The sequence below is a fragment of the Desulfatitalea tepidiphila genome, assembly GCF_001293685.1.
GTDB lineage: Bacteria > Desulfobacterota > Desulfobacteria > Desulfobacterales > Desulfosarcinaceae > Desulfatitalea > Desulfatitalea tepidiphila.
The window spans coordinates 68,429-89,967 of the sequence record NZ_BCAG01000004.1 but is presented as its reverse complement, the minus strand read 5'-3'; the positions used below and the strand labels follow the sequence as shown (position 1 = coordinate 89,967).

The 21,539-nt window shown below is 58.5% G+C and carries 19 protein-coding genes; 5 read left to right on the top strand and 14 right to left on the bottom strand.

Translation table 11 applies throughout. From position 1 onward, the window contains the following. Nucleotides 1–168: 168 nt before the first annotated feature. Nucleotides 169–948: a cyclase family protein gene (locus tag DFT_RS17550; RefSeq protein WP_054032572.1), complete on the bottom strand. Its 780-nt coding sequence runs from the start codon at nucleotides 946–948 to the stop codon at nucleotides 169–171. A gap of 111 nt (nucleotides 949–1,059) precedes the next feature. On the opposite strand from DFT_RS17550, the gene bcp reads away from it, so the two are divergent. Then, nucleotides 1,060–1,527 (top strand): thioredoxin-dependent thiol peroxidase, encoded by a 468-nt coding sequence (bcp, locus tag DFT_RS17545; protein WP_083453608.1) that lies wholly within the window; start codon nucleotides 1,060–1,062, stop codon nucleotides 1,525–1,527. Between the two features lie 27 nt (nucleotides 1,528–1,554). Here bcp and DFT_RS17540 read toward each other — a convergent pair whose 3' ends face one another. From DFT_RS17540 to gshB, 12 genes are all read right to left on the bottom strand, one after another. Beyond that, a complete protein-coding gene (locus DFT_RS17540; protein ID WP_235506271.1) occupies nucleotides 1,555–3,555 on the bottom strand; it encodes a TRAP transporter permease in 2,001 nt (666 codons plus the stop codon). Between the two features lie 72 nt (nucleotides 3,556–3,627). After that, nucleotides 3,628–4,176 carry a DUF1850 domain-containing protein gene (locus DFT_RS17535; RefSeq protein WP_054032569.1) on the bottom strand — a complete coding sequence of 183 codons (549 nt, stop codon included), beginning with the start codon at nucleotides 4,174–4,176 and terminating at the stop codon, nucleotides 3,628–3,630. 6 nt (nucleotides 4,177–4,182) lie between these two features. Continuing rightward, nucleotides 4,183–5,151, bottom strand: a complete 969-nt coding sequence (locus DFT_RS17530) for a TAXI family TRAP transporter solute-binding subunit (RefSeq protein WP_054032568.1) — start codon at nucleotides 5,149–5,151, stop codon at nucleotides 4,183–4,185. 29 nt (nucleotides 5,152–5,180) lie between these two features. Then, on the bottom strand, nucleotides 5,181–5,612 hold the full coding sequence (locus tag DFT_RS26310; protein ID WP_054032567.1) for a hypothetical protein: 432 nt from the start codon (nucleotides 5,610–5,612) through the stop codon (nucleotides 5,181–5,183). Between the two features lie 217 nt (nucleotides 5,613–5,829). Next, entirely contained in the window at nucleotides 5,830–7,260 is a 1,431-nt protein-coding gene (locus DFT_RS17520) for an adenylate/guanylate cyclase domain-containing protein (RefSeq protein WP_161807197.1), read from the bottom strand. Nucleotides 7,261–7,340: 80 nt separating this feature from the next. Further along, nucleotides 7,341–8,123 (bottom strand): N-formylglutamate amidohydrolase, encoded by a 783-nt coding sequence (locus DFT_RS17515; protein ID WP_054032565.1) that lies wholly within the window; start codon nucleotides 8,121–8,123, stop codon nucleotides 7,341–7,343. A gap of 21 nt (nucleotides 8,124–8,144) precedes the next feature. Continuing rightward, nucleotides 8,145–9,155: an ABC transporter ATP-binding protein gene (locus tag DFT_RS17510; protein WP_235506270.1), complete on the bottom strand. Its 1,011-nt coding sequence runs from the start codon at nucleotides 9,153–9,155 to the stop codon at nucleotides 8,145–8,147. Further along, a complete protein-coding gene (locus tag DFT_RS17505) occupies nucleotides 9,137–10,126 on the bottom strand; it encodes an ABC transporter ATP-binding protein (RefSeq protein WP_076750765.1) in 990 nt (329 codons plus the stop codon). Before DFT_RS17505 ends, DFT_RS17510 begins: the two co-directional genes overlap by 19 nt. 11 nt (nucleotides 10,127–10,137) lie before the next feature. Then, complete coding sequence (locus tag DFT_RS17500) at nucleotides 10,138–11,091, bottom strand: ABC transporter permease (protein ID WP_235506269.1); 954 nt, start codon at nucleotides 11,089–11,091, stop codon at nucleotides 10,138–10,140. Beyond that, nucleotides 11,091–12,068: an ABC transporter permease gene (locus DFT_RS17495; RefSeq protein WP_054032629.1), complete on the bottom strand. Its 978-nt coding sequence runs from the start codon at nucleotides 12,066–12,068 to the stop codon at nucleotides 11,091–11,093. Before DFT_RS17495 ends, DFT_RS17500 begins: the two co-directional genes overlap by 1 nt. 75 nt (nucleotides 12,069–12,143) lie before the next feature. Further along, on the bottom strand, nucleotides 12,144–13,877 hold the full coding sequence (locus tag DFT_RS17490) for an ABC transporter substrate-binding protein (protein ID WP_054032563.1): 1,734 nt from the start codon (nucleotides 13,875–13,877) through the stop codon (nucleotides 12,144–12,146). Further along, nucleotides 13,870–14,886 carry a glutathione synthase gene (gene gshB, locus DFT_RS17485; protein ID WP_054032562.1) on the bottom strand — a complete coding sequence of 339 codons (1,017 nt, stop codon included), beginning with the start codon at nucleotides 14,884–14,886 and terminating at the stop codon, nucleotides 13,870–13,872. Before gshB ends, DFT_RS17490 begins: the two co-directional genes overlap by 8 nt. 172 nt (nucleotides 14,887–15,058) lie before the next feature. On the opposite strand from gshB, the gene DFT_RS17480 reads away from it, so the two are divergent. The 3 genes from DFT_RS17480 (at nucleotide 15,059) to DFT_RS17470 (ending at nucleotide 19,144) form a co-directional block, all read left to right on the top strand. Then, nucleotides 15,059–16,570 carry a S1C family serine protease gene (locus DFT_RS17480; RefSeq protein ID WP_152972066.1) on the top strand — a complete coding sequence of 504 codons (1,512 nt, stop codon included), beginning with the start codon at nucleotides 15,059–15,061 and terminating at the stop codon, nucleotides 16,568–16,570. A 49-nt stretch (nucleotides 16,571–16,619) separates the two neighbouring features. After that, the gene (locus DFT_RS17475; RefSeq protein ID WP_152972065.1) at nucleotides 16,620–18,125 is read left to right on the top strand and encodes a PDZ domain-containing protein; all 1,506 of its coding nucleotides are present in this window, start codon (nucleotides 16,620–16,622) and stop codon (nucleotides 18,123–18,125) included. A gap of 260 nt (nucleotides 18,126–18,385) precedes the next feature. Next, the gene (locus DFT_RS17470; RefSeq protein WP_054032560.1) at nucleotides 18,386–19,144 is read left to right on the top strand and encodes an SDR family oxidoreductase; all 759 of its coding nucleotides are present in this window, start codon (nucleotides 18,386–18,388) and stop codon (nucleotides 19,142–19,144) included. Nucleotides 19,145–19,151: 7 nt separating this feature from the next. Here the strand turns inward: DFT_RS17470 and DFT_RS17465 are convergent, their stop codons facing one another. Then, nucleotides 19,152–20,285: an AI-2E family transporter gene (locus tag DFT_RS17465; RefSeq protein ID WP_054032559.1), complete on the bottom strand. Its 1,134-nt coding sequence runs from the start codon at nucleotides 20,283–20,285 to the stop codon at nucleotides 19,152–19,154. A 346-nt stretch (nucleotides 20,286–20,631) separates the two neighbouring features. Between DFT_RS17465 and DFT_RS17460 the strand changes: the two genes are divergently transcribed. Further along, complete coding sequence (locus DFT_RS17460; RefSeq protein ID WP_076750778.1) at nucleotides 20,632–21,531, top strand: Tim44 domain-containing protein; 900 nt, start codon at nucleotides 20,632–20,634, stop codon at nucleotides 21,529–21,531. The last annotated feature ends 8 nt before the right edge of the window (nucleotides 21,532–21,539 follow it).

The following is a 21,539-nucleotide window of genomic DNA, read 5'->3' as shown; positions in this document are numbered from 1 at the left end:
CAAAATCCATCAGATGTTTGACGATTTCGTAGCAAGTCATTGCCAAACGGCGTCGTAGTAGGTTCAAGATCAAGGCGCGCGAAATTCCGTGTCCTGAGGCGTACTTGTCGTACGCCGCAAGGACGACGGGATGAGCGCAACGCAGATATTGGGCCTTTAACGGTGCCGTCAGGTTTCGATGATGGCCACCGGCCGTGTCCAGCCGGCCGAGGCGTTTTTGATCTTGACGGGGAAGCAGGCCACCTTGAAACCGTGGGCGACAGGGATCCGGTCGAGGTTGGCCATTTTTTCCATGTGGCAGTAACCCCGCTCGATACCGGCAAAATGGGCCTCCCAAATGACCGAAGGATCACCCTTGGATTGAAATTCCTGCGCCAGGAAAGGCAGGGGGCGGTCCCACGACCAGGCATCGATTCCCACCACCTTGATGCCGCGTTCCAAGAGATAGAGGGTCGACTCTCGGGTCATACCGGCACCTTTGACGAGATATTCGGGGCGGCCCCAGAAGCGGTCGGCGCCGGTTCGCACCAGCACGATGTCCAGGGGTTTGAGCCGGTAGTCGATCTCTTTCAATCGGGTAGCTACATCGTCGGCGGTGATGCGGTCCCCATCCGTTTTGTGGCTGAAATCGAGCAACACGCCATCCTGGAAACACCACTCCAGGGGCACCTGATCGATGGTCATGGCCGGGGCGCCCCCATCCATTCTGGGATGGTAATGAAACGGTGCATCCAGGTGGGTGCCCGAGTGGGTGGTCAGGTGGATCGACTCCACGGCCCATCCCAGACCATCGGGCAGTTGTTCTTTCTTGAGGCCCGGAAAGAACTGGGTCATTTGTTCAGCCCCCTGGGTGTGATCGATGTAGTCGATTTGCGGAATCATCATCTCGGGATCGCTGGGCAGCCCCGATTCAATGGCGATGGCCAGGTCGATGAGTTGTCTTCCCATGAAAACCTCCGTCCGGTTGCGTCTTGCGTTCATTCAAACATATGATAAATTCACTTTCCAAATCAAAATACAACTGCAGGCACATGAAATTTGCAGCAAAGGAGAAGCTTCATGAACCAACTTGAGAGAGGCGATCAGGCCCCTGCGTTTTCGCTGCCCGACCAGAATGGGAAGCGTGTTTCATTATCGGAATTTCAAGGGAAAAAGCTTTTTCTCTATTTTTATCCCAAGGCCGATACGCCTGGCTGAACCACTCAAGCCCAGGCGGTGCGGGACGCACTGCCCCAAATGAAAAAGATGGGCGTGGCGATGCTGGGCATCAGTCCGGACCTGCCGGCTCAGCAGAAAAAATTCGACGAGAAATATGGCCTGGGATTTCCGCTCCTGTCCGATCCGGACCACCGCGTGGCGTCCGCCTACGGGGTCTGGGGGGAGAAGAAGATGTTCGGCAAGACGATCGAGGGCATCGTTCGATCGGCTTTCCTCCTCGACGAAGCCGGTTTGATACTGGATGCCTGGTACAGGATCAGCCCCAAAGAAACGGTGCCCAAGCTGGCCAAGGCGCTCGAAGCGCTTTAGGCGGCTTGCCACCGTAGTGAGGGTGGTTCATTTAAGTTGCTGAATGTTGGGCGACGCGACCCGCTCCCCTCCATCCCCAATCATTTTTTGCATGACAATGACGATGACGAACAACGCCAACCCCAGCATGTCGACCCAAAATATGGGCCAGAGCAGACAGGCCGCGGCCGCCCAGAAGAGGATGGTTTCCAGCCAGGTTGCTTTTCGGAAGAAATAGCGTTCGATACCTGCCGCGAAGGCCACCAGACCCAGGGTGGTGGTGAGCATGGTCAGCCCCACCTCCAGGTCGAACAGCTGATAGGTCGGACCGACACCCAACAGGGGCCGATAGGCCATGACCAGAGGGATGATGTAGAGCCCTTTGGCCAGCTTCCACGAGGTGAAGGCCGTGCGCATGGGATTGGCGCCGGCCACGCCGGCCCCGGCGAAACTCGCCAGGCTGACCGGCGGGGTGACATTGGCATCCTGGGAATACCAGAACACGATCATGTGACCGACCAGCAGGGGCACGCCCATGTCCAACAGGGCCGGGCCCGCCAGGGTGGCCAGAACGATATAGCTGGCGGTGACCGGCAGCCCCATGCCCAGCACTAAAGACGCGGCGCCGATGAGCAGGATGGCCAGGGCCTTGATGCCGAAACTCAATTCGAGCACCAGGCTGGAGAATTTAAGACCCATGCCGGTGAGTGTCACCATGCCCACGATGATGCCCGCCGCGGCGCACGCCACCGAGACCATGACGGCATTCCTGGCCCCTTTTTCGAGGGCCTCTTTGATGCTGACCAGTTCATCGGTGGCAAATCCCAAAACGGACCGTTTATTTTCCCCACCGGCCGGCATTCTGACCCATCGCACGGCGTTGGCGGCCATGCTGGCAAGCACCGTGCTGATGACGGTGACGAAGCCGGCCATCATGGGCGAATAGTTGTTGAGCAGCACATAGATCAGGATCGCCACCGGGATGATGAAGTGCAGCCCGTTGCGGAGCGTTTGGCCGATTCGCGGCAACTTCTCTTTGGGTTGGCCCTTGAGGCCCATTTTCTGGGCCTCGAAGTGCACGAAGATAAGGACGGTGAGATAGTACATGATGGCCGGCACCAGGGCCACCTTGATGATGGTCAAATAACTGGTGTTGGTAAATTCGGCCATGAGGAAGGCGCCGGCGCCCATGATGGGCGGCATGAGCTGCCCGCCTGTGGAGGCCGCGGCCTCGATGGCGCCGGCCACATGAGGCCGATAGCCTACCCGTTTCATCATGGGGATGGTGAACGATCCGGTAGCCACCACGTTGCCCACGGCCGATCCGGAAACCGATCCCATGAAACCGGAGGCGACCACCGAGGTCTTGGCCGGACCTCCCGAAAATCGGCCGGTGAGCGCATAGGCCATCTCGATAAAGAAGTTGCCGCCGCCCGTGCTTTCCAGGAAGGCGCCGAAGAGCACGAATACAAATACAAACGTGGCGGCCACGCCGAGGGGCAGGCCGAAGATGCCCTCGGTGGTGAGCCACAGGGTGGTGGCGATTCGTTCGATGGAATAGCCCTTGTGGATGATCAGTTCGGGCATGTAGGGCCCGAAGTAGGCATAGAGCATCATGACGATGCAGATGCCGGTCATGAAGAGGCCGATGACGCGCCGGCAGGCCTCTAGCACGAGGATCGTGCCGATGACGCTCACCAGACGATCGGCCGGCAGCCAGTCGCCCTGGCGGTCGAAGATTTCGGTGAGGTTCAGGCAGATGTAGGCCGTACAGTAGATCGAGGCCGCCACAAGCACCCAGTCGAGGACGACCCAGGCATTGATGCGATCCTTGTCGGCTTTGGAATACGCGGGTTTCAATAGAAACGTGAGGGTCAGGATGGCCCCCAGGTGGATCGAGCGCTGCACCAGGGCGGTCAGGGCCGTGATGCCGGCCGTGTAGAGCTGATAGAGGCTCAGACTGATGGCGACGACCATGACGATTTTTGCTGTTGCGACGATCAGGAGTTGATTACCGTTATCCAGGGCGGTGTTCGGTTTCGGTGTCATTGACATCCATTTCCATTTGGGTAAGCGATCGGGCCATACACTATCGTATCTATTCAGGCGACTGGATTCTCCTTACACGGAATTGGGCGACGGTGTGGCGGCATGGGGAAAGATGCGATGCCACGCGCGACGGAGCCAGGACACGGGGTGAGCCCGGAACTGCACGGCCTTGTGCGGCGCCAGGGCCGACAAGTTGGTCCGGCTGCCGCGCCAGATGACGGTATGATCCACACCTGCACTGCCGACGCGCAGGACGAAGTCCCCGGTCGGCATGTGCATCCCCTCGATGACTTCGTAGGGCCCCCTCGTCACCATGCGGCCGATCCCCGGCATTTTTCCCATGCCTGCACCGAATTTCAGGTAGATTTCTTCTTCGATGTGAATGCGACCCGCATGGTCCACGCTGTGGACTTCCCATATGGGCGATTTTTCGACCGAATGGATGTAGCGGATCGTGAAGCGTTCGTCCGGTTCGAGGGGCAGCACCAGGAGCGGCGCGCCCCCCAGTACCGGTGTCACGGATAGCTCAAAACCGCCGGGAAGATAACATCCGCCGGCGATCAGCAGCACTAAAGGCGCAGCTGCCAGCAATGCCAGGCGTTTGACGGACCTTGCCTTCATCTCGCATCAGGGCTTCAAATTGTCGGGAACGGTGATGCCTTTTTCTGCGAGATATTTGATCGTCCCCGGATGCAGTGGAATCGGCGAGTATTTCACCGCATTCTCCGGTGTCGTATAGGCGGCCGAGGGATGAATTTTCTTCAGGTAGTCGTTTTTCTCGAACAGCGCCTTGGCCAGTCGGTAGACGAGGTCGGTGTCCAGAGAGGACTGGACGATCATCACATTCCACACGCCGATGGTGGGCACGGGCTGGTCGATACCGCGATAGACGCCGCCGGTCAGGTCGATGGCCGAATAGGTGGGATTGGCCGCAAGGATTTTTTCGGTCTGTTCGGGCGTAAAGGCGATCATGTGAATCTCGTGGGTCGTGGCCAGGTCCAGGATCGAGCTGGTGCCCGGGCCCACCGACCAGATGCCCACCTCGATGGTGCCGTCGCGAAGGGCGTTGGCCGTTTCGGTGAAAGAAAGGCGGCTGTCTTTATAGTCGTCCGGCGTAATCCCCAACGACTTGAGCACGGCCTCGGCCATGAAGTTTGTGCCGCTGCCCGGACTGCCGGAGCTGATGCTGCGCCCCTTGACCTGCATGATATCGGTAATCCCGCTCTTTTTCAGGACAACGATCTGCAGCAGGTTGGGATACATGATCGCCATGGAGAGAATGTCGTGTTTCTTGCCCTGGAATTTGCTGTCACCCGTATAGCCGGCCACGGCCACATCGCCCATGACCTCGCCGACCACGGTTTCTCCCTTGTGGGCCAGTTTGACGTTCTCCACGCTGGCGCCGGTGACTTCGGCCACCGCCTTCACGCCCTTGACGTGTTTGGACCAGATCTCGGCCACCCCGCCGCCATAGGGGTAGTAAATGCCGCCGGTACCGCCGGTGCCGATGCTGACAAAGGTCGTTTTGGCCATTGCCGGGGTCACGACCAGGGCTATCGCCACGAGGGAAAGAACAAACAGAGTCGCACGTTTCATATCACACACCTCCCTTTCTGATTCAGCTCTTATGGCGTTACGGTTTTGACCGTCAGGACAAGCGATTTGGGCAGATGCACCATCACGCCTGGCACCGGATATGCGAACGAAGCCGTCTTCCCGGGTTCCACCAGCCCCTGCTTGGTCGATGAAGGTATCAGGCCGCCCACCGCCTTGCCGTTGTCGAGAAAAATGTGGACACGGTAGCGCTGGGGTTGGGTGCTGACATTTTTCAGGGTGACGAGAAAGTGCAAGGTGTCGCTGCCTTCCCACTTTTTCAGGGTGCACGAAAAATCCTCGAGGGACGCTTCCGCGGCAATGCTTTTTTCCAGTCTGGCTTCGGGGACACAAGGGCAGACGTCGCCGGGTTTGAGTTTTTGGCCGGCGCAGCCAGCGATGCCAAGGCATACCAGGAGCACAACAAACGCCGGGCAGAGTGACGCTTTTACGAATCGCAGCATGGTTCAATCCTCCTATTTAGGTTGATGACTAGAAAACGGAACCTATCGCCGATGCCTTTGCCGGTATAGATTTCTTGGAGCTGTAGAACCGGGGAACGATTTGTCTTAACTTGCGCTGAACGCGGGTATCACACCTTTAAAAAGTGGCTTCCATGCCCTTGCAGAGATGATTCAAAAGACCACAGCCGGGCCGAGTTGTCAACTCGAGATCGATGGCTTAAGCGGCTGCCTTTCGCCAGTGGCGCAGGATGTCGCGGTCTTTGGGATCGATGGAGGTGATGCGTAAACGATGCAGGGTGTGCGGGCCCCGGGTTTCCGTTGCAATGATTTTGGCGTAAACGGCATTGAAACAGTGCGCCTGGGTGCAAAAATCAAGTTGCAGCTTGACGTCGCTCTGGTTGGGCAGCGGCTCCGCCAGGGTGATGCTGATACCATTTTCCGTGACACAGTGAGTCTGTCCTGGTATGCCGGGTTCAACGACTTTTTTGTCGTCCACACGCCAGCAGGTGAGCGACAGGTTGATTTCCGTTTCGTCTTCCTTTGTCTGGAGGGCCTGCAGCCTGAGGTCATACGGTGCACCGATGGCCTTGACCGCATAGCAGACCAGCGGCCGGACCAAGCCTTTCATCATCACGGTCTCGGGTCCCTCGACATCCAACGGGCAAGGAATCAAGCGGTGGGTATCCTCGCTGATATAAATCTCTCCGCCGGTGGTAAGAGATTCGATGCGCCCCGCGATATTGACCGTGTTGCCCACGATGCCATATTTGGCCCGGATCTCCGAGCCGATGTTGCCCACGATCACCTGGCCGGTGTGAATGCCGATGCCCATGGACAATGGGGGGTATCCTTCCCTGGAAATCTCGGCGTTGAGCGCGACCAGATGATTTTGCATGTCGATGGCGCAGGCCACGGACCGGGCCGGATCGTCGAGGTGCCGTTCGGGCACACCGAAGATGGTCAGGATGCCATCACCTAGAAATTCATCGATCATACCATCGTAAGAGAAGATGATGCGCGCCATGTCGCCGAAAAAGCGGTTGAGCAGGGCCATGGTCTGCTCGGCATCGTAGGTATCGGCAATGCGGGTAAACCCGCGCAGATCGGCCATCAGGATGGTCACCGTTTCGCGCCGCCCCCCCAAATTGCTGCCATCCGGCGATGCCAGAATCTCGTCCACCACTTTGCGGGAGAGATAGCGGCCGAAGGTGTCGCGGATAAAGTTGACCAGCCGGAGCCGGTCGGCCGAGACGTCGAGGATCGATTGGAGCATGCGCTGGCGGGTATCGACGATTTGTACGATTTCGTCGGGGGTGCCCTCGGGCAGTCGCACGCTGTTGACCTCTGGCGCGTCGGTGTTCAGGTGCTGATTGGCGCGCGAAATTTCTTCCAACGGCTCAATGATGCGCCGGTTGAGGAAACGGCGCAGCGACAAGGTGACGAAGGCGATGATGATGGCGACCAGAACGAGAATGCGGACCGCGTACCAGAAAAGGTCGACGGCCTGCACCTCCTGGGTGTAGGCGCGATAGGCCAGCGAAAAGACCAGCAAGATCATTTCGATGACCAGAATCCGCCAGAAGACGCCGCTGATCAGCACCCGGCGTACGCTTTGGCGCCCATCCTTCTGTTTTCCATCACGTTTCACGGGTGTCGGGGCCATTGAGATTCAGGATTGGTTTTTAGGGTTATAGGCATCTCATCCTCATCTCCAATGGCCGGGGGCCATCAGGTGTGGTTCTGCAGTCCCAGCGTCCATTCGGCAAAGGCCTGTTTGACCCGTTCCGTAATGCTTTCGATGCATGCAGGGTCGGGAAGAATGGCATCCCTCGCCATGTAAAGATCCTGGTTCATCTCTATCTGGATCGCAAAACGGCCCCGCGACCGAAGCAGCCCACCGAAATGATTGACGATATAGCCGCCCCGGTAGGGGCGGTTGATCGAGACCGAAAATCCCTGGGCCCGGAAGGCCTCTGCGGCCATCTTGAGGGTTTCGGCCGGGCAGGTGGTTGCCGCGTCGTCGGAGAGCGGTCGTCCGTGCGGGTCACCATTATTGCTCAAAGTGATGTCTTTACGCACCAGGCCGCGGTCCGGCGCATCGGCGGGACCAATGCCGTTCAAAGAGTGACAGTCGATCAGTCCGATGGCTTCGTCGTTGCGCAATGCGTTGACGATGGCCTCATGGTAGGGCCGGGCGTAGCGAATCATCCGCCTTTCGATTTGGGCCCGGGTGGGTGCCTTGCCAGGCAGAAACACCTCTCTTCCATGATAATCTTTCAGCGCCACAACGCCCTTGGCGCCGAAGTCTGAAGGGTTGCGGTTCAAATCGACGACTAGACGACTCCAACGGGCCTGGATGGCATGGAGCGCCTTGAGGCTGCCGAAAATTTCTCGTGTGCCGAAATCCACCGATTCGACGATTTCACGATCGGTCAAGACCACGTCGGATCGGATCTCGGGCGGCATTTCAGAGCCGCAATGGGGAATGGACAGGACAAACGGCAGTTGCATCGGATCAATCTCCAATTGATATCAGTCCACCAAAAAGCAGGCACTGCTGTGTATGCCATCTATCGATTTCAGCGCCGGCCGCTGGTGACGGCAAAGATCCAGGTTGGCCGGGGCGCAGCGGGAGAAGAAGGGGCAACCGCCGGTCGCTGGTTCGCTACGGTGTATCTCCCTCAGGGTGTTGAACCGGCGTTCTCCCCATGGATGCCCGAACCGTGGCAGTGCGTCGAGCAGGGCTTGGGTGTAAGGATGTCGCGGTTCGGCAATCACCGATTTGGCCGGGCCGATTTCGACGATGTGACCGCGGTAGATCACCGCGATCCGATCGCACAAGAAGTGAGCCGCCGCCAGGCTGTGGGTAATAAAGAGCATGGTGACCTGCCGCCGCCGCTGCACCTCGGACAAAATCCCGAAGATTTGAATGGCAATCGAGGCATCGAGCATGGATGTGGGTTCGTCGGCGATCAACACATCGGGGGACAGTACCAAGGCCCGAGCAATGGCCACGCGCTGACGTTGCCCCCCGCTGAGCTGGTGGGGATAGCGATGAAGGTACGTCCGGCAAGGTGTCAGTCCCACCTGGGTCAGCGTCTCGATCACTTTGTCCTGACGTTGGGCCGGCAGTCCCAATTGATGAATGGCCAGCGGCTCCTCGACGATATGCTGCACCGACTGATAAGGGTTGAGTGATTGGTAAGGGTCCTGGAAGATCATCTGCACCCGGCGTCGAAATCGTTTCAGTTTTTTTCCGCGCAACTTGGCGATATTCTCGTCATGGTACAACACCCGGCCGTGGTTGGGATGTTCCAGGCGGACCATCAACCGGGCGGCGGTCGTCTTACCGCTGCCGCTTTCGCCCACCAGGCCGAAGATTTCACCGGCGTGGATCTCCAGGTCCACCTCATGGAGCGATGTCACCATGGTATGGCCCCCAGCGAATCCGCCACCGCCGGTAGAATACGCCCGCGTGACCCGCTCCAGGCGAATCACCGGCGGTGCTTGGGTTTGCGAATGGGTCATGGTTGCAGTGGACATGGTGTTCCTTCGGTCGCCATGGCGCAGCGGGTCCAATGGTTGTCTCCCCGACGCACCCACTGGGGCGGCGTTTCGGCGCATTGCGATGTGGCGTGGGGACAGCGTGGCGCAAATCGGCAGGCCGAGGCGCTGACGGCCGTATCGGCGATTCTGCAAACGACCTCCGTCGTCCGGTCCCCCTCATCGGCAAGGGTGATGTGGGCACCGAGCAGCATGCGGGTGTAGGGGTGGCCCGGTGTGGCGAATACTTCCGCGCTCGGCCCGATCTCCACGATCTGTCCGGCATACATGACGGCCACATGGTGGCACACATCGGCGACGACGGCAATATCGTGGGAGATGAACACGATGCCTATGGATAACTTTTGTTGCAGCGCCTTGATCGTTTTCAGAATCTGGTCCTGGACGATGACATCCAGGGCAGTGGTCGGTTCGTCGGCAATGACCAACTGGGGGTTGCAGGCCAGGGCCATGGCGATAATGGCGCGTTGGCGCATGCCTCCGCTGTACTGGTGCGGGAAATGGCCGAGACGCTCCAAGGCAATTCCCATCTGTTCGAAAAGGGTGCTGACCCGCGCGCGTGCATCTTCCGGCGTGGTGTCGGGTTCGTGGACGCGAATGGCTTCGACGATCTGGTCGCCTACCCGATGAATTGGATTGAGCGCGTTCATGGCTGCTTGAAAAATCATGGAAATATGTTTCCAGCGCATCTGGCGAAGCCGCTCGGCGTCGATCCGCAGCAGGTCCTCTCCGTTGAAAAGTATCTGTCCGCCGGTGATCTCCGCATTGCCGGGCAGCAGCCCCATGATGGCGGCGCCGATGGTCGATTTCCCGCTGCCCGATTCACCCACCAACCCCAGGGATTCCCCCTTGGCCAGACTGAAGGAGACATCGTCCACGGCAGTGGTGCGTCTTCCCCTGCCGCCACGGTAGTCGATGTTTAAATGCTGTATTTCCAGTAAAGGCGCCATGTTTATGCAATCTACTCTTCGGGGTCTTCCCTGCGCAACCTCGGGTCCAGTATCTCTTCCATGGCCCGGCCCAGCATGTAAAAGGCCAGGGTCAGCAGCGAGATGCAGATCCCCGGCGGCAGCAGCCACCAGAGGGCCTGAAACATATGGCCGGTTTTCCAAACCCATTGCAGCATCATGCCCCAACTGACCGTTCCGGGGTCCCCGAATCCGAGAAAGGCCAGCGCGGCTTCGATGACGATGGCCGATGTGACCCGGAACGTCATGTAGAGCAGGGCCAGCGGAAGGACATTTGGCAACAGGTGACGCACGATGATGCGTGCGTGGGAAGCACCGGCGATTTTGGCCGCCTCGATGAACGGCCGGTGTTTCAAGGTGAGGGTTTGGGAGCGAATGACGCGCGACACGCCCGGCCATCGGAACAGAGCGATCAGCAGCACAATGGTCCAGATGTTGAGCTGGCCGAAGAGCGCCGACATGATCAGCAACACCAGCAGGGTGGGCATGACCATCACGATGTCGGCCGTGCGCATCAGGGCCGTGTCGGTCCAGCGACCGGCATAGCCGGCCACGATGCCGATGGCCGTGCCGAGGAAGATGCTCATGAAAGCCGAGGAGATACCCACCATGAAAGCGATGCGAGCCCCGGCCAGAAGTTGGCTGAAGATGTCGCGGCCGATGAAATCGGTCCCCAGCCAATGCCGCCAGCTGGGCGGACTGGCATAGGCGATGTCGGGATCCACGCCGCTCATGGGATTGTAGATGGGGTCGATCAACGGTGGAACGAAGCTGCCGACCGCCATCAGCGCGAAAAGGGCCAGCAGTGCGATCCCGATCCGGCCGATAAGGTGGTGGCTGAGCATCGACCAGTTGTTCATGAACGCGCTTTGCCAGTAGGCTTCCGGCAATCCGGCGCCGTCCATGGGGTTGGCATTGTTGTTCGAGATCGTCGCGTTTTTCGCCATCAGTAGCGTATCCTCGGATCCAGGAAGGCATACAGCACGTCAACGACCAGATTGGCCAGCAGCACCACGACGGCGATGAGCAGAAAACATCCCAGGGCCAAGGGGTAGTCGTTGTTGCTCACGGCGAAGACCAGTTCGCGGCCGATGCCCGGCCATGAAAAGACCTTTTCGGTCAGGGCGCCGCCGTTGATGGAGAACGCCAGGCTGAGACCGACGCTGGTGACCACGGGCAAAGCGGCATTGGGGGCCGCGTGGTGGTCGCGGATCATCCGTTCGGGCAGTCCCTTGGCCCGGGCCGTGTAAATGTAATCCTCGGCCAGGGTGTCGAGCATGCTGCTGCGCATGATCAACAGGTAGCTGCCGAAATGGATCAGAAAAAGGGTCAGCAGGGGCAGCACCATATGATGCAGCACATCCATAAGTTTGGTCAAGAGAGTCGCTTGGGGATCGATCCACACTTCAGCCGATATCATGCCGGTGATGGGAAACCATCCCAGCTGGTACCCCAGCAGCCAGATCAGCAGCAGGGCGATCCAGGGCAAAAATAGCGTGTGGCACACCAGTGCGCCGATGGTCACGGCCGTATCCACCGATCGTCCCTTGCGCCAGGCGATGATTTTGCCCAGCCACACACCCGCGATGGCCGACAGGATAACCGCGGTCGTGAACAACAGGATGGTGTTGGGCAGCCGGTCGGCGATGATTCGGGACACCGGTTGGCCGTAGTGGAACGAGATGCCTAGATTGCCTCGGAACAGATTGACTACGAATTTCAAATAGCGGTGCCCAAGGGGTTGATCGAGGCCGAGCTGGGCGATGAGCCGCATTTCATCCTCGGCCGTCATGCCCGGGTCCACCATGCGCGCCACCGGGTCGCCGGGGGCCAGATGGAAGAGCAGGAACAGACCGGTCAAGATGATGAAGAAGCTGATGCCGATCTCGATCAGCCGTCTGAAAATGTAGCGATTCAAGGTCATCTGGGACACCGCGAGGCACTCTGATTTAAATCGGCCTCATTCCTTCACTTAAAACTTCACACTTAAAACTATTTTTTATTCTACTGGCCTGATTTCATTGAACGACCAACGGTTGCCGATCCCGTCCAGCATGGAGACCCAGCCATCGAACCGATCCGTGCGTACCGCCTCGATCAGGTCGGGCACATAGAGCGGCAGATAGGGCACATCTTCGATAATGATGCGTTGCATTTCCAGGATAATCTCACGCCGTGCGACGGGATCCAACTCTTTGTCCGCCCGCGCAGCCAACTGGTCGAACGTCTCGCTGTGGTAGCCGCTCATGTTCCATCCCCGGGGCTTGTCGTTTTTGGTGTCGAAAAAGGCGCCCAGGTAAGAAGGGTCCAGCGAGAGCCGGCCGTATCCCAGGATAAAGGCCTCGAAGTCGTGGCGATTTTTGATCTGGTCGATCAGGGCGCTGAACTCCATGGGGCGCGCGGAAGCGGGCATGCCCACTTCCCGCAGCCACTCCTGGATGATGGTGCCGCTGATGGCCCGGGCCGGATCATAGTCGGCCGGCGGTGTGAGGATGGTGAAAGGGGCCACGAGATTGCCATCGGGCGACCGGAACCCCTCACCGGGGACGACATCGCCTCCGGCATCCACCGGCGGGCGGTCCCAGCTGTATCCGGCCCGGGAAAGCATCGCATGGGCGGTCCGGATACGCTCTTCCCGACTCTGGCCATCGGCATAGAGCGGCAAGCTGGTGTTGCACCATTTTTCGTTGCCCGGGGGCACGATGGAGAACATCTTGGCGCCGCGCCCCTGGAGCAGACGTTCGACGATGAAATCCTTGTCGATCAGGATCGCGACGGCCCGTCGCAGATGGACATCGTCGAACGGCGGTCGGCGGAGGTTCATCCCCATATAATAGAGCGCACTTTTGGGACTCGTATAGACCCGGATATGGGGTTCGCGTCTGAGGATATCGATATAGCCCGGTTGAATGCCCTGCCAGAACATATCGATCTCGCCCCGCCGCAGGGCGAGCATGGCCACATCGGTGGTGCCATATATCTTGAACAGCAACCCGTTGACATGGGGACCCAGCCTGCGGCCGCCGATCGTCTGGCCCGAGGCAAAAAAATGGTTGTTTCTTTCGAAATGGAGGAAATCCCCGCGCGTCCATTTTCTCAGGATGAAGGGGCCTGACCCGATGGGTGCCTCGATTTCATGATTGAGCAAAGCGGCCAGCGGTTTTTCGGTACGAAGGGCCGATTCAACGATGGGGCCCCATTGGTGTGCCGGGACGATCGGCACCTGAAGGGTGTGGGTGAGGAAGGTGGCGATGGGCTTTTTCAGATAAAAGATCACCGTGGCGGGGTCCGGGGTGTCGATGCGTTCAACCTCTTGCCACCGTGAGGAAAGAACGGGCAGCTTGAAGTCCTGGATGAGTCGGGCCGTGAATGCGACATCGTTCGAGGTCAGCTCGCGGCCGTCGGACCAGCGGGCCGCCCTCAATGTTAGGGTGTAGCTCTTTTTTTCGCGATCATAGGTCGGCAGGGCCGCGGCCAGCCAGGGAACGATCTCCAAGGTCTCCGGGTGGTGCTCGTAAAGCGGCTGGTAGATCTGACGCAGGACATTGCGCGTGTTGCCATCGGTGGCCAGAAAGATATTCATGGTCAGGGGTTCTTCGGGCAGGCCGATGCGCAGACATCCTTCCATGTGGGGGGTATCCCGGCAGGATGCGTTCGAGATGACGAGGATCAACAGAAAGCAGATGACGGCCCAGCGTGCTGGCGCGGCACCGGGTTGGCGGCGATCAGGCATGGACAGCTCTCGCATCGTTCTGGCGCTTGTGTTCCAAGGCCTTCTGTTCGACGAAATCGATGACCTGGGCCTCTATCTGCACACCGTTCAAGGCATTGATGCGTGGGATGCCGCCCGGTGACACGCAATTGACCTCGATCAGCTTGTCCCCGATGACATCGATACCGACAAAGTACAGACCATCGGCGATCAGGCGCGGTTTGATGCGTTCGCAGATTTGAACGTCCTGGGGGGTGATATCGTGGCGCATTACCTTGCCGCCGGCCTTGACATTGGAGCGGAATTCGCCCGCCTGGGGAACCCGCCGCATGGCTCCTAATATGTCGCCATTGAGCAGCAGGATACGCACATCCCCGTCACGCTGGCCCGCCTCCAGGTACTCCTGCACCATGATCGGTTCCCGCTCGGCGTATTGCCGGCTGGCTTGGGTGTAGTAGTTGATCAGCGAGATCAGGTTTTCGCGGTCCCGGGTGCTGACCTTGATGACGCCCTCGCCGCCGAAACGCTGCAACGGCTTGACCACCATGGCGCCCCCGAAATTCTCGATGAGCTTGATCAGCCGCTTGGGATCGCGCGACACATGGGTATCGGGAATGATATCCGGAAAGTTCAAGGTGTAGAGCTTGCTGTTGCCCATGATCTGGCCGATGGTGTTGTTGATCATGAAGACCTTGCGGTTGACCGGCTGAAGGAATTCCAGCGTCTGGTAGTTGAGCGGCGGGTCTTTACGCAGGAAAAGGACGTCCAGATCGGTAATGGATTCGAAAATCAGTTCTTCCTTCTGGAGACAGGCAATCAACGCCTGCCAATATGCCTTTAGCGGCATGTCCGGCGGCACGGTGATGTCGCGCATGCGTGCGACGACCTCGTTGCCGCGGATATAGACATCGTGCGGTTCCAGAAAAAAAACCTTGTGTCCGCGCTGGTTGCATTCATACATGAGGTGGCTTGTGGTTTCGAAACTCGGATCGATCGTTTCGAGTTTGTCCATCAGAAAGGCAATGATCATAAATAGATCCACCATTTTGGGTTAGGAAATAATTTTATAACACGAACGCGGTGGGGTGACAAATCCTATTCGTGCGTCTGCCCGCAGATGCAAGCGGACTGATCCCGTATTGCGCCTTGGGGGGAATTGGCTTACAGTGGCCTGAAATTATCAACTGCAAAATGAGGGTACGATGTCGATTGACCGATCGAAGCTATTCATGACCATCTTCTGGGGGATCGTCCTGGTGCTCTGGTATGGCACCGTTGTTGCGGCGCCGGCAGGCAACCGGATCGAAACCCTTCGCCGTAGCGTGGTGCGCATTTACACCGTGTCCCAGACCCCCGACTACCTGATTCCCTGGGCCCCAGGCGGGTCGGGAGAGGGGTGGGGGACCGGCTTTATCATTTCTCAGCGGCGCATCATCACCAATGCCCATGTGGTCAGCAATGCCCGTTTCATCAGCCTGGAGAAGGAGGGCGATGCCCGGCGCTACGAGGCCCACGTCAAGTTCATCGCCCACGATTGCGATCTGGCCATGCTGGAGGTGGCCGATGGCCGTTTCTTCGACGGGACCACCGCGTTGAAGCTCGGCGCGGTGCCGGCCCTGGATTCCACGGTCACGGTGTTGGGCTACCCCATCGGCGGCGATCGCCTCTCGGTGACCCGGGGCGTCGTATCGCGCATCGACTATCGTGGATATGCCCACTCCGGGGTGGATGCCCACCTGGTGGTGCAGATCGATGCGGCCATCAATCCGGGTAACAGCGGTGGGCCGGTGGTTCAGGACAACCTCGCGGTCGGCGTGGCCTTTCAGGGGTTCAGCGGCATGGTGGCCCAGAACGTGGGCTACATGATCCCCACACCGGTGATCGATCGTTTTTTGAAGGATGTGGCCGACGGCCGCTACGATCTTTATGTGGATGTGGGATTCCAATATTTTCCCCTGATCAATGCCACCCACCGACGCGCCCTGGGGCTGGGGCCCGGGGATTACGGTGTCATGGTGGGGGAGGTGATGCGCGCCGGTGCGGCCTACGGACAATTGTTCCCTGGTGATGTACTTCTGGCTATCGACGATCGGCCCATCACCAGCGACGGCCGGGTGGAGATGGACAACAGCCGTGTGATGTTCAACGAGGTGGTGGAACGCAAATTCAAGGGCGACACCGTCGATCTGAAAGTACTGCGCAATGGCAAGGAGACGGTCGAGACCATCTCGCTCACCACCCCTTGGCCCTATTTGATTCAGGCCAATCAATACGACGTGCGACCGCGATTTGTCATTTTCGGCGGCCTCGTTTTTCAGCCGCTTTCCAGCTCGTTCTATTCGGCCCTGGAAACCAAGCCGATCCCGCTCCGTTACTACTACACACAGTTTCTGGAAGAGGAGCTCTACCTCGAACATCCCGAAGTGATCGTCATTAGCAAGGTTCTGCCCGATCCGACGACCAGCTATTTCGACGGATTTGTCTATGCCATCGTCGATCAGGTCAACGATGTCAAGATCAGAACCCTGAAGGAACTGGCCGCTATCTTCTCCCAACCATCGGAATTTTACGTGATTCGCCTGAAGGGCGATCCCCAACCCCTGGTTCTCGAGGCCAAGGCGGTCATCGCGGCCCGCGAACGCATCCAACGTCAATACGGCATCACCGCGGCGGCCTATCTGGAAGACGGGATCGTCCCGCCGGGGTGGGAATAAATATCCGGGGCTCTAACCGATTCGACTATTACACCGAGAGAATACCATCATGACGATTCTTCGAAGCCATCATCGCTTTTTAGCCGTATTTCTTTTCCTGGTTCTTGGGGGTTGCGCATCGATGCCCACCGGCGCCCGCAATGACTTCGCGCCACCGATGGCCCAACAATCGCTGCTGCGCGTCACCGTGACCAGCCAGAGCTATATTTTCCATCGCCCCTGGCAGCAGCGGCGGCCAATCACGCAGACCGCCATCGGCGTCGTCGTGCCCGGCGGCATGGTACTGGTCAACGGGTTGCTCGTTGCCGATCATCGCTACATCGAGCTGGAAACCCTCGATACCCAACTCAAGCAGCCGGCGCGCGTGGTGGTGGTGGATTACGAAGCCAACCTGGCCTTGCTGGCGCCGCTGGACCCCTCTTTCTTGAACGGTCATCGTCCGTTGGAGATGGCCGATAGGGTGACCGTGGGCGATGGACTCACCGTCTGGCAGGTCAAACCGGGCGGCGATGTGGTTCCCAGCCGCGGGCAGGTGACTTCCGTGGACCTGGGGATTTACACGCAGAACAACTTTTTTTTGATTTACCGATTGGACAATTCACTGCCGTACCGATTCAACAATGTCACCTTGCCGGTGGTTCGCGGAGATCGGCTGGCCGGCCTGGTCTTGCGGCAGCAGCCGTCCGGTCAAGCCGTTGAAGTGATTGCCGCTCCGGTGATCCGCCATTTTCTGGACGATGCCGTCCATGGCGACTACCAGGGGTTCCCCAGTGCCGGCTTTCATTACGGTTCGACGCTCGACCCCCAGTTGCGCCGTTACATCGGGTTGCCCGAAGATGTCACCGGCATTTACGTGCAGAAGGTGATCAAGGGGGGGCCGGCCGATCTTGCCGGACTGCAGGCCGGCGATGTCATCTCCCAAATGGGGGATTTTAAAATTACCAATACAGGCCTGTTTGAACTGGCGCCCCACGGCAAAATTTCGGTGGTGCACCTGATTCGCACGCTCTATCATGCCGGTGATATTGTCCCGACCCGGATCCAGCGCAATGGGCAGGTCGTCCATCTGGAGATCAAGCTCGACCATCGCGGACCGGAAGAATACCTGGTGCCCCCCTACCGGGTCGACACCGTACCCGAACATCTCATTGTCGGCGGATTGGTCATCCAGGAGCTCTCGTTGCCCTACTTGCGGGAGTACGGCAACAACTGGGCGACCGACGCCCCCATCCACCTGCTCTACTACCACCAGAACCAGGATTACCTGAACGGCGACCGGCGCGAAAAAATCGTGATCATCTCCGATGTCATCGCGACACCCTTTACCATCGGTTATGAGAACCTGTCCAACCTGGTGATCGTCCGCGTCAACGATCAACCCATCGGCAACCTGGAAGATGTGCGCAAGGCGCTGGCCAGTCCGATAGAGGGGTTCCACAAGATCGAACTGATGCAGCACCCCAAGCAGATCTTTCTCGATCCGGTTCAGCTGTCCTCGATCCACCGGATGATCACCGAACGGTACCGGATTCCCATACCGCCGCTTGGGCCCTAACTTTTTTTTGCCCGTGACCAGAGATTCTAACTGAACGCGATTCATTAAACCCGGTGTGAGTGGAACAGGTGGCCGATGCCGCACGCCAAGCGGTCAAGTGCCAGCCGCCTTCCCTTGATAAAAAACGAACGCTCGTTCTATATTGACAATCGCCGGGATGTCGGATAGGGACAGTCGGGCCGCGACGTTTCTGCGGGCATCCCTGCCAGGCTGTATAGGGCCTGCCCGTTCTCATAACCGACAGATTCAGGAGGAAAGAGATGGTGGATTTCAGACTGGATGGCAGAATCGCGCTTATCACCGGTGCCAGCCGAGGCATCGGCGCCGCTATCGCCGAAACATTGGCCGATTATGGCGCCCATTGCATTTTGGTCAGCCGCAAGATCGACAGTCTGCGGCAAGTCGAAGAGAAGATAACGCAAAAGGGCGGCTGTGCGCAATCGATCGCCTGTCATATGGGACAGTTGAATCAGATCGATCAGTTGTTCGAAGAGGTCCGGGCCCAGCACGGCAAGTTGCACATCCTGGTCAACAACGCGGCCACCAATCCCTATTTCGGTGAAATGCTGGGCGCAGATGAAGGCGCCTTCGACAAGACTTTCGATGTGAATGTCAAAGGTCCCTATTTCATGATTCAAAAGGCCGCCGCCCTGATGACGGAAACCGGCGGCGGCGCCATCGTCAATGTTGCATCGATCAACGGCATTCGCCCGGCGCCCATGCAGGGCATCTACTCCATGACCAAGGCGGCCCTGATCTCCATGACCCAGGCCTATGCCAAGGAGCTGGCTGGTCGCAAGATCCGGGTGAATGCCCTTTTACCAGGCTTGACGCAAACCAGATTCGCCGATGCGTTGATTTCGAACAAAGATATCTATAATTACGCGATTCAAAGCATTCCTCTGGGGCGCCACGCCACGCCCGACGAAATGGCCGGCGCTGTGCTCTATCTGGTTTCCGACGCCTCCTCCTTCACCACCGGCACGTATATCGTCTGTGACGGCGGCCACCTGGCCTGAATCAAAGTTATTCCTGCGGTGTGCTCTCGGGCCGGCCTTCCCCTGATGGCCGGCCTTTTTTATCCCCCTCCGGCCCATGTTCCATGCCCAGTCCCGGCAGGAAATCCTTGAACACTTCTCCGTAGATGTCCCAGATCGTCACGAACAGGGCGGCGATGATCGGTCCGATGATGAACCCGATCACGCCGAACATGGCGATACCGCCCAGGGTGCCGAGAAAAATCATCAGATCATGCATCTGCGTGTCTTTGCCGACCAATCGCGGGCGGAGCAGGTTGTCGAGACTGCCGACGACCAGGCTGCAAAACAGCGTCAGCCCGATCGCCTTTAGATAACTCCCCCCGGCCGCCAGGATGATGGCGGCCGGAACCCATACGATGGCCGAGCCGAGGGCCGGGATGATCGAGAGCGCCGCCATCACCGTTCCCCAGAAAATCGAAGCGTCGATGCCCACCACGGCAAAGGCCACTCCGGCCAGGGCGCCCTGCAACACACCGATCAGTGCAGTCCCTTTCAGCGTGGCCCGTGTCACGGATGTGAACCGGTCCAGCAATCGGTTTTCCTCTTTTTCCTGCAGGGGCAAATAATAGAGGATGCGCACCATCAGGGCTTTGCCGTCCATCAGGAAAAAATAGCAGACGTACAAAAAGACGAAAAACATGAAGATGAAATTCACCGTGCCCATGGCACCGGCAGATAGGCTGTTAACCAGAAAGACACTGATCCTGCTGGCCAACTCACCGGCTTTGCTAACGATCTGGTCATGGTAGGGGAGCAGTTGATCGTAGTAGGGAATTCGTTGCAGATATTCGGAAAAGGCGGTTGGTTGAGCGATTTGGTGTCTCACCCAGGGGGTAATCGACTGCCCCACTTTGACGGCCTGCGCGGTGACGATGCTCACCAGGCCGGACAGCGGCACCAGCACCACCAGACAGAACAGCAGCAGGGTGGAGAGAGCGGCCGCCCGGGGTCGATTGCCCAGCAGTCTGGTGGTTTTTCGAAAAATGGGTTGCGCCATGGCGGAAAAGATCCCGGCCAGCAAAAGGGCCATGAGAAAATTGCGAATCATGGAAAGAAAAATGGCCGAAATCAGAAAGAGCAGGGACAGCAACACGAGATTGTTGATGGTTTGGCGCTGCATGGTTCGCTCCGTTCAACGATCAAGAGAAGTTTTTTTTGAAGGTTATCGCAAAATGGCCAGGTGCGCGTGGGCACCAGTTCAATCTGATGTGCATCCGTAGTATAACCGGAACGGCAAAAGATCAAGAGACGACCGATCCGGTTTGACTTGACAAGCGATCGTCATTTCCCATAATCTTGCATAAAAGGTACCCGGCGGCATGAACCGGTGCCATCGGGAAATGCAGACCTTTACCCCTGAAAGAATTGAACCTGGGGGTAAAGGCCTTTTTTTTATGACCGGTCGGGAAATCGCGTTCGCCCGAAAGGAACCTCAACACGAAAAATTGAGAATAGGAATGACATCGATGAACAGAATGCACCGGTTGTCCATATGTATGATTTTCGCTTTTGCATTCAGCCTCTTTTATTTATGGCAGACGTCGGCCGAGGCCGCCCGATTCGGGCGCAGTAGATCCTTCGGCAGCAAACCGACCTACCAGCGCAGTGCACAGCCTCCCGCGCAGAGCCCGGCCGGTTCTCCAACGAAAAACGGTCAGACGGCTCAGGCCCAGCCCAACACCGGCCCAACAGCCTCGCCCATGGGACGTACCGGTGGTATGCTGGGCGGCCTGCTCATGGGCGGCCTGATTGGTTCCCTGCTCTTCGGCGGCGGTTTGGGGGCCGGTGGTATCGGCCTGCTGGATATCTTGCTGATCGGAGGGGGGCTTTTCCTGTTGTTTCGGTTCCTGCAGGCCCGGCGCATGGCTGCGGCATCGGCCGCCGGATCCGGCGGCATGGCCTTTGCGCGTGACACAGACCCGGCATGGGGCTGGGCCGGCGGTGCCCTGGACGATGAGACAGAGTCCGCTTCACCCCAGCAGGCCGGTTTGCCACCGGGATTCGATGCCGACGAATTTCTTAAAGGCGCCCAGGCCCTCTACGTTCGTCTGCAAAACGCCTGGGACAAGCGCGATCTGGAGGATATCCGCCAGTTCACCTCGCCAGAAGTCTTTTCTGAAATTCAGCGGCAAGCCGAGGAAGACCCCTCACCGGGTAAAACCGAGCTGCTGTTGATCACCCCGCGTTTGCTCGAAGTGCGCGACACGCAGGACCAGACCATCGCCTCGGTGCTCTTCGATGTCATGCTGAGGGAAGATGAAGACGATTTATCCAAGCAGGTCCGCGAGGTATGGCATTTCAGCCGTGAACTTGGAAACCCGGATTCGTTCTGGCAGCTGGAGGGCATTCAGCAGGTGGCACAGTGAGGCTTTGG

Excerpts from the sequence above, each read along its gene's own strand:
- DFT_RS17550 (WP_054032572.1), bottom strand. The coding sequence starts at position 948 with ATGGGAAGACAACTCATCGACCTGGCCATCGCCATTGAATCGGGGCTG.
- DFT_RS17540 (WP_235506271.1), bottom strand. The coding sequence starts at position 3,555 with ATGACACCGAAACCGAACACCGCCCTGGATAACGGTAATCAACTCCTG.
- DFT_RS17535 (WP_054032569.1), bottom strand. The coding sequence starts at position 4,176 with ATGAAGGCAAGGTCCGTCAAACGCCTGGCATTGCTGGCAGCTGCGCCT.
- DFT_RS17530 (WP_054032568.1), bottom strand. The coding sequence starts at position 5,151 with ATGAAACGTGCGACTCTGTTTGTTCTTTCCCTCGTGGCGATAGCCCTG.
- DFT_RS26310 (WP_054032567.1), bottom strand. The coding sequence starts at position 5,612 with ATGCTGCGATTCGTAAAAGCGTCACTCTGCCCGGCGTTTGTTGTGCTC.
- DFT_RS17515 (WP_054032565.1), bottom strand. The coding sequence starts at position 8,123 with ATGCAACTGCCGTTTGTCCTGTCCATTCCCCATTGCGGCTCTGAAATG.
- DFT_RS17510 (WP_235506270.1), bottom strand. The coding sequence starts at position 9,155 with ATGTCCACTGCAACCATGACCCATTCGCAAACCCAAGCACCGCCGGTG.
- DFT_RS17505 (WP_076750765.1), bottom strand. The coding sequence starts at position 10,126 with ATGGCGCCTTTACTGGAAATACAGCATTTAAACATCGACTACCGTGGC.
- DFT_RS17500 (WP_235506269.1), bottom strand. The coding sequence starts at position 11,091 with ATGGCGAAAAACGCGACGATCTCGAACAACAATGCCAACCCCATGGAC.
- DFT_RS17495 (WP_054032629.1), bottom strand. The coding sequence starts at position 12,068 with ATGACCTTGAATCGCTACATTTTCAGACGGCTGATCGAGATCGGCATC.
- DFT_RS17490 (WP_054032563.1), bottom strand. The coding sequence starts at position 13,877 with ATGCCTGATCGCCGCCAACCCGGTGCCGCGCCAGCACGCTGGGCCGTC.
- gshB (WP_054032562.1), bottom strand. The coding sequence starts at position 14,886 with ATGATCATTGCCTTTCTGATGGACAAACTCGAAACGATCGATCCGAGT.
- DFT_RS17480 (WP_152972066.1), top strand. The coding sequence starts at position 15,059 with ATGTCGATTGACCGATCGAAGCTATTCATGACCATCTTCTGGGGGATC.
- DFT_RS17475 (WP_152972065.1), top strand. The coding sequence starts at position 16,620 with ATGACGATTCTTCGAAGCCATCATCGCTTTTTAGCCGTATTTCTTTTC.
- DFT_RS17470 (WP_054032560.1), top strand. The coding sequence starts at position 18,386 with ATGGTGGATTTCAGACTGGATGGCAGAATCGCGCTTATCACCGGTGCC.
- DFT_RS17465 (WP_054032559.1), bottom strand. The coding sequence starts at position 20,285 with ATGCAGCGCCAAACCATCAACAATCTCGTGTTGCTGTCCCTGCTCTTT.
- DFT_RS17460 (WP_076750778.1), top strand. The coding sequence starts at position 20,632 with ATGAACAGAATGCACCGGTTGTCCATATGTATGATTTTCGCTTTTGCA.